This is a genomic window from Pectinatus sottacetonis, from assembly GCF_015732155.1.
Lineage (GTDB): Bacteria > Bacillota > Negativicutes > Selenomonadales > Selenomonadaceae > Pectinatus > Pectinatus sottacetonis.
Genome location: NZ_WIQK01000001.1, coordinates 2,506,601 through 2,518,555, shown reverse-complemented (window position 1 = coordinate 2,518,555; position 11,955 = coordinate 2,506,601). Strand labels below are relative to the sequence as shown.

At 32.7% G+C, this 11,955-nt stretch carries 16 protein-coding genes, 1 other RNA gene and 1 pseudogene; 8 read left to right on the top strand and 10 right to left on the bottom strand.

Translation table 11 applies throughout. From position 1 onward, the window contains the following. Window positions 1-3: 3 nt before the first annotated feature. From I6760_RS11815 to I6760_RS12885, 6 genes are all read left to right on the top strand, one after another. On the top strand, window positions 4-552 hold the full coding sequence (locus I6760_RS11815) for an NUDIX domain-containing protein (protein WP_196594597.1): 549 nt from the start codon (window positions 4-6) through the stop codon (window positions 550-552). Between the two features lie 19 nt (window positions 553-571). Beyond that, window positions 572-1,207 carry a site-2 protease family protein gene (locus I6760_RS11810; RefSeq protein ID WP_196594596.1) on the top strand — a complete coding sequence of 212 codons (636 nt, stop codon included), beginning with the start codon at window positions 572-574 and terminating at the stop codon, window positions 1,205-1,207. Between the two features lie 14 nt (window positions 1,208-1,221). Further along, window positions 1,222-1,962: a segregation and condensation protein A gene (locus I6760_RS11805; RefSeq protein WP_196594595.1), complete on the top strand. Its 741-nt coding sequence runs from the start codon at window positions 1,222-1,224 to the stop codon at window positions 1,960-1,962. Then, window positions 1,940-2,458 carry an SMC-Scp complex subunit ScpB gene (scpB, locus tag I6760_RS11800; protein ID WP_231036266.1) on the top strand — a complete coding sequence of 173 codons (519 nt, stop codon included), beginning with the start codon at window positions 1,940-1,942 and terminating at the stop codon, window positions 2,456-2,458. Before I6760_RS11805 ends, scpB begins: the two co-directional genes overlap by 23 nt. Window positions 2,459-2,637: 179 nt before the next feature. Next, complete coding sequence (gene ahpC, locus I6760_RS11795) at window positions 2,638-3,201, top strand: alkyl hydroperoxide reductase subunit C (protein ID WP_196594593.1); 564 nt, start codon at window positions 2,638-2,640, stop codon at window positions 3,199-3,201. 139 nt (window positions 3,202-3,340) lie between these two features. Further along, complete coding sequence (locus tag I6760_RS12885; RefSeq protein ID WP_269140281.1) at window positions 3,341-3,469, top strand: hypothetical protein; 129 nt, start codon at window positions 3,341-3,343, stop codon at window positions 3,467-3,469. A gap of 33 nt (window positions 3,470-3,502) precedes the next feature. Here the strand turns inward: I6760_RS12885 and mscL are convergent, their stop codons facing one another. Both mscL and I6760_RS11785 read right to left on the bottom strand, forming a co-directional pair. Next, entirely contained in the window at window positions 3,503-3,946 is a 444-nt protein-coding gene (gene mscL, locus I6760_RS11790; protein ID WP_196594592.1) for a large-conductance mechanosensitive channel protein MscL, read from the bottom strand. A gap of 106 nt (window positions 3,947-4,052) precedes the next feature. Continuing rightward, window positions 4,053-5,087: a DUF1848 domain-containing protein gene (locus I6760_RS11785; protein WP_196594591.1), complete on the bottom strand. Its 1,035-nt coding sequence runs from the start codon at window positions 5,085-5,087 to the stop codon at window positions 4,053-4,055. Between the two features lie 220 nt (window positions 5,088-5,307). Here I6760_RS11785 and mdh point away from each other — a divergent pair, with 220 nt between their 5' ends. Continuing rightward, a complete protein-coding gene (mdh, locus tag I6760_RS11780; RefSeq protein WP_196594590.1) occupies window positions 5,308-6,240 on the top strand; it encodes a malate dehydrogenase in 933 nt (310 codons plus the stop codon). Window positions 6,241-7,233: 993 nt separating this feature from the next. On the opposite strand, the gene dhaL is transcribed toward mdh, so the two are convergent. After that, entirely contained in the window at window positions 7,234-7,851 is a 618-nt protein-coding gene (gene dhaL / locus I6760_RS11775) for a dihydroxyacetone kinase subunit DhaL (RefSeq protein WP_196594589.1), read from the bottom strand. 464 nt (window positions 7,852-8,315) lie between these two features. On the opposite strand from dhaL, the gene ssrA reads away from it, so the two are divergent. Next, window positions 8,316-8,669: a transfer-messenger RNA gene (gene ssrA, locus I6760_RS11770) on the top strand. Window positions 8,670-8,849: 180 nt separating this feature from the next. Here the strand turns inward: ssrA and I6760_RS11765 are convergent. From I6760_RS11765 to I6760_RS12790, 7 genes and pseudogenes are all read right to left on the bottom strand, one after another. Continuing rightward, complete coding sequence (locus I6760_RS11765; protein ID WP_196594588.1) at window positions 8,850-9,377, bottom strand: zinc ribbon domain-containing protein; 528 nt, start codon at window positions 9,375-9,377, stop codon at window positions 8,850-8,852. 49 nt (window positions 9,378-9,426) lie between these two features. Next, window positions 9,427-9,771 (bottom strand): recombinase family protein, encoded by a 345-nt coding sequence (locus I6760_RS11760; protein WP_196594587.1) that lies wholly within the window; start codon window positions 9,769-9,771, stop codon window positions 9,427-9,429. Window positions 9,772-9,918: 147 nt separating this feature from the next. After that, complete coding sequence (locus I6760_RS11755; RefSeq protein ID WP_196594586.1) at window positions 9,919-10,044, bottom strand: recombinase family protein; 126 nt, start codon at window positions 10,042-10,044, stop codon at window positions 9,919-9,921. 115 nt (window positions 10,045-10,159) lie between these two features. Next, window positions 10,160-10,846, bottom strand: coding sequence for a zinc ribbon domain-containing protein (locus I6760_RS11750; RefSeq protein WP_196594585.1), 687 nt, complete (start codon window positions 10,844-10,846; stop codon window positions 10,160-10,162). Window positions 10,847-10,860: 14 nt separating this feature from the next. Next, window positions 10,861-11,190 (bottom strand): hypothetical protein, encoded by a 330-nt coding sequence (locus tag I6760_RS11745; RefSeq protein ID WP_196594584.1) that lies wholly within the window; start codon window positions 11,188-11,190, stop codon window positions 10,861-10,863. Then, window positions 11,168-11,758, bottom strand: a complete 591-nt coding sequence (locus I6760_RS11740) for an RNA 2'-phosphotransferase (protein ID WP_196594583.1) — start codon at window positions 11,756-11,758, stop codon at window positions 11,168-11,170. The genes I6760_RS11745 and I6760_RS11740 overlap by 23 nt, the downstream gene beginning before the upstream one ends. A gap of 4 nt (window positions 11,759-11,762) precedes the next feature. Continuing rightward, window positions 11,763-11,855, bottom strand: a pseudogene (locus I6760_RS12790) (transposase); the annotation flags it as partial. Window positions 11,856-11,955 lie beyond the last annotated feature (100 nt).

The following is an 11,955-nucleotide window of genomic DNA, read 5'->3' as shown; positions in this document are numbered from 1 at the left end:
TATATGTATGAAGACCTAATAGAAAAGAAAATTTCTTCTACTGCTGTTTTTACCGGCAATCTGCTTCATGTAAAAAAAGACACCGTAGAACTTCCAAACGGCAGTACAGCTTACCGGGAATGGATAAAACACCCAGGAGCATCGGCTATTATTCCTTATACTGCATCCGGAGATATTATAATGGTACGGCAATATCGCTACCCTGTGCAGCAGGTAACTTTAGAAATTCCTGCTGGAAAACTGGACTTAAACGGTGAAAATCCATTGGATTGTGCTAAACGGGAATTAAGTGAAGAAACAGGTTATAAGGCAGAAAAATACACTAAATTACTTATTCTAGCTACTACCGTAGGTTTTTCCAATGAGTATATTCATATTTATCTGGCAGAAAAATTAACTGCAGGAAAAATGCATCCTGATGAAGACGAGTTTATTAATTTAGTAAAAATTCCTTTGTCAAAAGCAGTTAAAATGATATATAATGGTGAGATAATAGATGCTAAATCAATATCGGCTATTTTACTGGTCGACAAAATAAAACACGCTGAGTAATCAGCAGTAGGAGGTCCTTATGTTTGGTTTTGGCCCTGAAATGATTTTTGGGATTCCGGGTCTCATTATTGCACTTACTATTCATGAATATGCACATGCCAGAGTAGCAACATATTGCGGCGATTTTACCCCCCGCCTTCAAGGACGGCTAACGCTTAACCCGTTGAGCCACATTGATCCATGGGGGTTAATAGCTCTATTCTTCTTTCGCTTTGGTTGGGCAAAACCAGTAATGATAAATCCACGCAATTTTCGTGACATGCGGCGTGATGAAATTTTAGTTTCATTAGCAGGCCCTGCTTCTAATATTATTACTGCCGTCATTGCGGGTATTTTATGTGCCTTTTTTTACAAATTTAATTATATGCCCAACTGGCTATACCAAGTTTTATTTATGATAATAATTTATAATGTTAACTTTGCGGTATTCAATATGATTCCCATACCACCACTCGACGGCTCTAGAATATTGATGAATATACTACCTTATAATTTAGCTAGACAGTATATACAGATTGAACGCTATAGCCTGGCAGTATTCATTATTTTTATCCTGCTTGCCAATACATCCATTCTTGGAAATGTTTTAGGCTTTTTTACTATACCAATAATAAATGCTATAAGAATAATGATTATGCTGTTGATTAGTATATAACATAAGGAAAATCAATGTCTCAGGAATATAAAGTACATCTAAAAACCTTTGAAGGGCCCTTAGATTTACTATTGCATTTAATTGAAAAAAATAAAATTAATATTTATGATATTCCCATTGCCATTTTAACAGAACAATATCTTACTTATTTAAAACAGTTTCGCAGTTTTAATATTGAAATTGCCAGTGAATTTTTAATAATGGCCGCTACACTTTTACAAATAAAGTCACGTATTTTGCTGCCAGAAAAAAGTAATACTGTTGAAAATGACGAATTAAATGAAGATCCTCGTCAGGAACTAGTCGAACGTTTATTAGAATATCGGCAATTTAAAGAGATAAGCAGTGTTCTCGATGAAATGGCTACTACACAGGGACATATTTTTTACCGTGCGTCCATATTACCACCCATACAGCACCTTCCCCCGCAAGAATTAGATATACAGCTTTTGTGGACCGCTTTTCAAAATGTATTAGAAGGCCAGTTATCACAAAAAACCATACAAAAAGTATCCAGGGATAAGTTCAGTGTGCAAGATAAGATGTTGTTTATACTATCCTTATTACAAAAAAAAATTAGTAAAAGCATCTTATTTACTGATGCTTTTACGCAGCTTGATAGTAAATCTGAAATGGTTACAGCTTTTCTCGCACTTCTGGAATTAATAAAATTAAAAAGAATAACTATAAAACAAAACTATTCTTTCTCCCCTATATATATTTTTTTGAGGAATGATGAAGAAAATGTTTTATGACAAATTTAAGGCACCGCTTGAAGCTATGCTCTTTGTGAGTGGTGACCCATTGTCCAATGAACAAATAAGCGGTATTTTAAAAATTGACAAAGAAAGTATCGATTCGTTAATAGCCAGCTTACAGGAAGACATGAAACAGACCGGCAGCGGTCTTATGATAAAAAAAGTAAATAATTGCTATCAAATATGTACTATCCCCGAAGTTTCTCCATATTTGGAAAAGCTTACAGAAATAACTGATAAAAAATTGTCTGTTCCTGCACTGGAAACACTTTCCATTATTGCCTTTAAGCAACCTATAACTAAACAAGAAATCGAAAACATTCGCGGTGTTCGCGCCGATAGTATTATAAATAAATTATTGGAACGCGATCTTATTCAAGAAATAGGACGAAAAAAAGTGGTCGGCCGACCTATAATATATGGTACCACTAATAATTTTCTAAAATGTTTCGGTTTATCCAGTCTTGATGACTTGCCTACTTTACCAATTTAAATTTGAAACATACTAAAAAAACACTTTGCTAATTAAAATAAATAATTAGCAAAGTGTTTTTTTTAGGTAAAATATTATATAGGACTTGCAAAGATTTATATTATCTGTTATAGTACTAGTTGTAAACGATAATAGTTATCATTTACAATAAAATGTTATTTACTAAGGAGATTGTTATCATGTCACTAATAAACAAGGAAATAAATGATTTTTCCAGCGAAGCATATATTGATGATACATTTAAAACATTTACTAAAAAAGATATCTTAGGTAAATGGTCTGTCTTTTTTTTCTATCCAGCCGATTTTTCCTTTGTTTGTCCAACAGAATTGGAAGATTTAGCCAATTTATATGATGAATTCAAAAAAATCAACTGCGAAGTTTATTCCGTTTCCTGCGATACTCATTTTGTTCATAAAGCCTGGCACGATGCCTCTGACAGAATAAAAAAAGTAAAATTTCCCATGCTTGGTGATCCGACAGGTAAAATTGCCCGAGATTTCGATGTATTAATTAATGATTCAGGTGTCGCTGATCGGGGTTCATTTATAATTAACCCTGAAGGGAAAATAGTTAGCTACGAAGTTATTGCTGGCAGCGTCGGTAGAAATGCTGATGAACTCTTGCGTAAAGTGGAAGCCTGCCAATTTGTAGCTGAACATAATGGAGAAGTTTGCCCTGCAAAATGGCACCCCGGTTCTAAGACACTGAAACCTGGTATTAACCTAGTTGGTGCTTTATAATTATCAAACGAAATTTTTAACCTATAACCCTATAAAATGAAAAAACTAACCATCTAAACTGGGTGGTTAGTTTTTTTACTACTTATAAAAATAACACTAGCTAAATATATCCATTATCTTTATTTAATGAGGAATACTTATGGATATATATATTATTGTAGGAACATTATATACTAAGGCTAATAACCAATCATTTTTAGTTCATACTTATCCTATAAATTCTGAAGATTTGACAGACCTCCCCTGTCGCATTACCACTGAAATATAAAGCAATGGCATGTCTTTTAATTATCATAGTAATTTATTTTTCTGTAAGCATAGATGTACAGTGTGGGCAGCGTACTGCATTATCGGCAATCGGTTGTTTGCAATAGGGACATAACCGCGGTTTTGGCAATGATTCAGATTTTGGTTTTAATTTGTTAACCTGTTTAACCACAACAAATACGGCTAAAGATATTATAAAAAACTCTATAACAGTATCCAAAAAAGCACCATAGGCAATAACCGGTACATTAGCCGCCTGTGCTTCTTCAAGTGTCGTCACATGTTTATCGCCGAGATTAATAAAGAAACTGGAAAATTTTACTCCGCCCAGCAAAAGTCCTATTGGCGGCATAATTATGTTAGTTACCAGCGAACTCACTATTTTGCCAAATGCTGAACCAACAATAACCCCCACAGCTAAATCTATTACATTGCCCCGCATAGCAAAACTTTTAAATTCAGCAATAAATTTTTTCATAAAAATTCTCCTAAGTTACAGTATTTTAAAATTTAACCAAGATATTTTATAATATATCAATTTTTTTAATGTAAAGCAAATTCCATACAATTAACTATAAGTGAGTTTAGAGAATTTTCTTCTCTGATAAAACAGCCTCACCATTTTTGTCCAGCCGGCGAAAATTTTTTATTACGGTTTCTGGAGATGAATTGGCATAACAATACTTACACAAATGCATACAGGTATTATATTGTCCTATATCCTTGCTAGCAATACAGCCGCAGCTGCTGCGCTGTCCACTATCTTTTAATTGAATTTTATTATTATATACTGGTTCCGAAGAAAATAAATTCATCTGATAATTTGAATACCCCAAAAAGTCCATCAATATTTTATCATCAGCAAAAAGTTTAACCATTAATTTATCATCTATGCATTTATTTTTTTCAATACCATATTTTTTCAAATCTATTTCTTCGCCACATGTTGCCAGTGAAAGTTTCCATTTCTTATTTAGTAATTGCAATCCTTTAGCAAGTTTATTCATACTGGCACTATCAAATTCTTTATATCCAACACCATATTTTTGCAGATTTCTCTGAACTTTTTTATAATTATTTATATCAGCAAAACTGATTATAAGCTTAGTAGTATATTTATATATTTTATCACCCACATGTTTAATTTTCTGCAGTAATCTGCCTGCATCTATAGTCTGCGTTAATATTAATGGATCAAAACGCCAAATAACTTTTTCTTTACCAAGTAAAACTGACAACTTTAAAAATGTTTCTATTCTTTTTCCCAACGAAGGCAGATTGGGTTCCAAATCTTCTATTTCATAATCATTTAGAGTATATGTAAAATAATAATTTATTCCCATATTATCAATAATAGGTAAATACCTTATTATATTATTTGGATTTTTACTCCAAAATACAATTACTCTGGTTTTGGCAAAAGATACATACTGAATTTTCTGGTTAAACGGATTCAGCCATTTAACGTATCCCTTCTGCAATCGATTTATGAACCAATCATAATGAAATGCAGGTATATCAGTAGCTCTGCTGGCCGATATAATAATCGGCGCAGACGCTTTAACCTCTTTACCATCTTCAGTGTGTAAAAAAATTTTATCCCACCCATTAAATTTCACAAGATATCCACCTCTGAAAATAAATTTCCTATATAAATATATATTACACCATTTTTTATATAAAAAATATAAATCTTTTTATTATTGCCATACATGTATACATTTGGTATATATTATTTTTATTATTCAATAGACAAACGCTTTACTTATAAGTGCTATTGTATTATACTTTTAATAAAGAGGGCTTTTAAGATCTAAAATTTTAAGGAGGATTCTCAATATGAAAATTTCTGTAATTGGTGCTGGTAACGTAGGCGCTACCGCTGCAAATGTCCTAGCTTTAAAAAATTTCGCTGATGAAGTAGTATTGCTTGATATTAAAGATGGCGTTGCTGAAGGTAAAGCAATGGACATGATGCAGACTGTTAACATGATGCATATTGATACAAAAATTACTGGTATTACAAATGATTATTCTAAGACTGAAAATTCTGATATTGTAATTATAACTTCGGGTATGCCTCGTAAACCAGGTATGAGTCGTACTGATCTTATTGGTGTAAATTCCAAAATCGTAAAGTCTGTTATGGATGAAGCCTTAAAGCACTCACCTAATGCTACATTCCTCATTATTTCTAATCCTGTTGATACCCTTACATATCTTGCATTAAAAGATAGTGGATTACCACGTGAACGTGTAATAGGTATGAGCGGTCTTTTAGATGGAAGCCGTTTTGAATATTACTTAGCACAAGCAATTGGCTGCCCTGTGGGTGATATTGATGCTATGGTAATCGGTGCACATGGAGATTTAATGGTTCCTCTTACACGCATGGCTACTTACAAAGGTGTTCCTGTCAGTGAATATCTTTCCGCAGATAAATTAACTGAAATAGAACATGCTACTCAGGTAGGCGGTGGCACTTTGACTAAACTGCTCGGTACTTCTGCATGGTATGCTCCTGGTACTACAGCTGCTACTATGGCTGAAGCAATTGCTAAAAACACTGGTAAAACATTATCCTGCATTGCTTTATTAGATGGAGAATATGGCGAAAAAGATGTTTGTGCTGGTGTTCCTGTAGTTCTTGGTAAAAACGGTATTGAAAAAATCCTTGAACTTCCACTTGATGCTAAAGAAAAAGAAATGTTCCAGAAAAGTGTTGACAGTGCAAAAGATACAAATGCTAAGTTAAAAGAAGCTTTAAAATAATAATTTTTAAATAGTATAGCGTACTGATTTTAAAAATCAGTACGCTATACTATTTTGAAACCTTTAAATATTTACTATCCTTATCACTACATTATATTTTGCTAATGATACATAAAAAGCAGCTTGTAATAAAATACAAGCTGCTCTAATTATAATTCAATACTAATTCCCTCTTCATTTTTTTGTCTGTACATATTATTCGCGAGATAATACATACTTTATAAAACAACATAGTCGACTATAACATTAATGCGCTTTTCATTATCATTAATTATAAAGTGACATACTCACCCCACCACTTTAGAAGTGGAGAATTCTAGTTACAAAAGTTAAATATGAAACAACTTTTTGTTAAAATTGGATAAACCCTATAAGGTATATTCCATTCCACACTTATAAAGATAAAAAACTTCGTTATTCAACCTAAAATCATAATTTATAATGCGCATTATATAAAAGACTGTTATCTCATAAACAGAATCCACATTATAGTGTCTCTTTTATATAATAATCTTTGGTAATTCCAAAACCATTACACTTCAGTGAACTTGCCATGAGATAAATAAATATAATTTTTTTATATTCTCTCACTCCCTGTCATATAATATTTTATGATCCCAATGGTGACACATTTCCACTATTTAACCTATACAGTATTTTAAGTAGAAATATAACTGCTTAATAAGAAACTAAACCATCAGCAAGTTAAATTTGCATGCCCCGCGGTCCTGTCATCATTCGTCCACCACTATATGCCACCTAGAAGCGGAAGGATCACTACCATTTTATCAAATATGTTATAAATAATATTCCGTCCCTATTATAACACATTTACAATGGCTGAGAAAGTACAATTATAATTATCAATATCATCTGTACTTTCTAATATTATTATAGCAATAATTATCAATTTTTTCAATAGTAAATAATTAATTATTAACAATTTTCAGAAATAATATTTACTATATCTATAAATAGATATAGTAAATATTATCAGTATTTTAAGAAATTAAATAATTCACGTACCATTATCAATGAGGACATCCCACCAGGATCTTCATGTCCCACACTACGTTCACCAATATATGATGCACGTCCCTTTGTTGCTGGAATAGTTTTTGTATAGTCAATGCCTTTTTTAGCCGCTTTTACTGCAGCTTCTATACATTGATATAAGGTTTTATCTTTTGCCTGTTCTGGTGTAAAACATCTATATACAGGAACCAGCACATCAAGCATAGTTTTTTCACCCACATCAGAATGTCCGCGTTTCTTTATTCCTTCTATAGCTGCTCCTAAGAGTTTCTCAACATTTTCTATATTGAATGTGGTATCCTTATCACAAACAGATGCAGCACGTAAAAAAGCTGTTGCATATAAAGGGCCAGATGCTCCACCAATATTTTCCGAAAAAGCTGTTCCAATCGTATGAAGTACATTTTTTGTGCTATCGTCCTCTAAAGCATCCAAGGCCTCTATTGCAGCATTAAATCCCCGTGCCATATTCGTGCCATGATCACTATCGCCAATAGAATCCAATCTGTCCAATAAATCACGCTGTTTAATGACGGCCTTTGCAATATGATCAACAGCATCTTTTAATCTTGTCAATATAATTCCCCCAAAAAATAGAATCGTATTTATTGTATCATAAAATACACTACTTAATAAATATGATTTTTTAAATTTTTTCTTTTTTCTATACTATATACACTTTTCCTACAAAAATAACTACAGCAATGAAAAAGATTATATTATATATTAGCACAATTTTCAACATTTAATCATAATAATATATATTATATAGCATATTATTAAATGTTATATAATATATTATTTAATAATTTTAAACTTATCAAATTAAATTTGTGATTCATACTAAATAAAATAATTATAGCATCCAATAATAAAAAATTCAAATATTTTAGATTAAATCAATTTTTATATAAAATTTATATATTGTTTATATATTCTAGTATAATTTTTTTCTATATTTTATTTTAAATAAAACCTTAGCAAATTTGACTGATACTCAAAAGCATGTTATACTATTTTAGTTGTAGTAATACAGTAAGGGGGACGTAATGGTTTCGACGGGAACAGATGTTGTACGAGAAGCGAGCCGGGGGGTCATCAACCCGTTAGTAAGGTGAATCTACTTTTATTTAAATATAAAAGCTAACGATAATTACGCTTTAGCAGCTTAATGCTAACCTCTTTTGTTTCTTTTCCCACGTGAAGCAAAAAGAGGACAATAGTGGGATACCTTGTATTCAATTCTCGGAGAATATTGGGAAATTTTATCGAGATAGGATAATGAAGGTTTGTTTGTGTAGCTTTATTATCTGATAAATAAACACATAATGCGCTCGGAGAAACTTGTGCAGCAATGTTTTCGGACAGGAGTTCGATTCTCCTCGTCTCCACCAGTCAAGTCAATATACAAACTCATATAAAGCGCGTCAATATCGGCTTTAGTGATATCTTTGCTAGAATCAATGAGATTGTATATTACACATATAGAATTATCATACACGTAAACTTTATGAATAAACCCATCAATAATTTTATCGTAAAAATTAGTATCAGCGCGGTGCTTATAAAATAAGTTAGCATATATATGATATGTTCTTCGGATAATTCCGGCAGATTATTATTGATCTGCTGGTTTTCATTTCTTTTACAATATTTTGCTTATCATTTTCAAGCTGTGTCAATCGTGACTTTGTAGTATCGGTCATAATACCTGCTTCTATTGCTTTCATAACATTATCTATCTTATATTTAACGGCAGCAAACTGTTGCTCAAAACTATTTGTTTTATCTTCAACCTGTTGTTCTTCCTTGTAAATAGCTATACACCGCTTAGCTATTTCATTAAAATTATTAGGAATTAATATATACTGAGTAGTTGCATCGACTACTAACTTTTCAATATAATCTTTGCGCAGCATTCGTCGGCAATCTTTATTTCTGCAATGATAATGATAATATATCTTGCCGGTTTTACTAGTACCACTATGCCCATTCATATAACTATCACAAAGGCCACAAAAGATTTTACCAGACAACAAATAATTAACTTTTGCCTTACCTGTTCCAGGATGATGCTTATTTAACAGTTGCCGTTGCTGCACCTTATAAACAACTTTGCCTGAACAATTGGCGGAATCGCATCAAAAATGCTCAATCCTTGCGCATTATAGCATTATATATCCCTATATATTTTTTATTGGCAAACATATGATGCAGCGAACACTTATTCCATATGCTGCCTTTACCTGCATAATCAGGAGCAGTATTGAGATCAGCGATAATGTCAGTCAACCGCTTGCCGGCAGCATAATCTTGAAATATTTTAATAACACATGGGCGTTGTATCTCATTGATTGTGTATTTTTTATTAACTATTTTATAGCCATAAGGGCAAGTGCCACCGAAAGATAAACCTTTGCGGACATTTTCTTTTATGCCACGCTTCACTTTCTGTGATAATTCGGCAGAATAATACTCTGCAAAGCCTTCAAGCATAGATTCTAAAATAATCCCTTCTGGTCCGTCAGGTATATTTTCCTTAGCATAAAATATTTTTATACCATTTTTTCAAACGTGCCTTATAAACGGCACTGTCATAACGATTACGGGCAAAACGATCTGTCTTATAGACAATTACACAATCTAATTCCTGATGATCATAATATCGCGAGATTTAGCAAATTCCTGACACTCATGTAGCTGTCCCTCAATAGATTGCTCGTTTTGTCTTTCGCTGCTGTATCTGGCATAAATAACTGCTTTTTGCATAAAAAAATACAGTCCTTTCAATTTAAATTTTAAAAGGGCTGTGATGTAATAACATCGTACACATTATGTTTATCACGTCCCACGCCGTCCGGCGATGCAACACCGGGCGGATTTTTTATTCTATACTGGTTCCCATAATAGGCCCCCAGCTTGCAACTTCGTCACCAGACAATGTACTGACAACAGATAAATGAAATGTGGAGGAGTCAATATCTAATTTACGAGATTTAGCAGCAGTGAAGAAAGACACAAAAGCAGCTTTAACAAAACCTTTTTTAGCATTAGCAGGCAAATAATCCCAACGATTATTAACTTTTAATATTAAAGTGCCATTTTTAAAACTTATTCCGGCATAAACAGGAGAGTAATAATTTCCGTTAACAAATAAATTATTAACAGCATCAATAGAAGAAATAAGTTTATTTTTATAAATAGCAGCTTCAGCTTTAGCCTGTTCATTTTGCTGCTGTTTTATTTCTTGCTGCTTCTGAATATTTTCCTGCTGAGCAGCTGTAGGAATTGCAGATGGCTGAGGCGTACTTTTAAATATATACGGAATAAGCATAACAATAATAATTGCAGATGCTATTAAAATAGCGATTATAGGGCGATGTTTACTTAAACTAAATTTGTCGAGATGAGATTTATTTAAACTAGGTCTACTTATACTAGATTTGTTATCTCTTTCATACTGAATTTGTCTTTCTAGTTTAACGGCTTCATCATAACTTCTAATTCGTAAACCGCAATTCAAGCAATACATAGAACCTGTTACTTCTTTTCCACAACGCGGACATTTCATGTATTTGTTCCCTCCTAATCTTTAAATTCATCAATACAGGAAGATGCAGTATTAGCATTTGCTTTTGCTTGTTCAAAATAAAATATTGAATCGCCTTGATAGTCAATATTTTGTGTTTCAATAAACTTTACTCTATAATACACGTAGTTTTTTAAATTGCCTAATAAGTTTTTTTGCGCAAAAAGTAAACGACGATAGATATCTTTTCTTGCTAAACTAGTATTTGGTATCTGAATATTGCTGTTCATAAAATCATCTATCGCAACATTTATTGATTTTTGATAGTCAACAATATCTTTATTATAAAAACGCCTATCAATATTAGATAGACGTTGACGAATCATTATTCAATTTCTGTAAATAGCGTGTTGGCACTGATTTGATAAGCCATACATGATTTGCTGATTCAAAAAACACAAAACCATCCTGCAGCATACGTTTCGTGTCAATCATGTAGATGACAGGACTGCCGTGTCTTGCACCAACAACATTTGCCGTTTTTGTATCCAGTGATAGATGCACATATAGCCGACTCTTGGGCAGCAATCCCTGCTGGTCAATCGCTGCTGCATATTTTTCTCCGGTCCCATGATATAGTACAGAAGGTGGGACTCTAGGTTTCAGTTCTACATCTATAAGAATAGAATGGCCTTGATTTGCTCGAATCTTTCTTTTGTCGCTGCTGTAGCTATAGCGCTGCTTGCTGTCGGTCTGCACGATTTTTTGCAGGATATTTTCATCTAAATGGTATTTGCCGGTGTTATTTACACCATTGATCAATTCCGCTACATCGGCCCAACCGTGTTCGTCCACTGTAATTCCGGCAGCCTGCGGTTTATGCCGCAGAACTAGACTTAAAAAGACACTTATATCTTTTAAACTAATAATTACATTTCTCCTCATCATTATCATATACAATCTCTTCCTTTATTCCTCTAAGTCTCTCAGAAATATCATTATTAATTACCTTGCGACGATATTTTACAACCAAAACGAGATGGTAATACATCAGAAAAACTGAATGCTAATTATGCTGTAATTCTCTCATTATAAAAATTATCCAATCATTTCGACTGATAATATCATAGCATGAAAAAATTATACTTGCA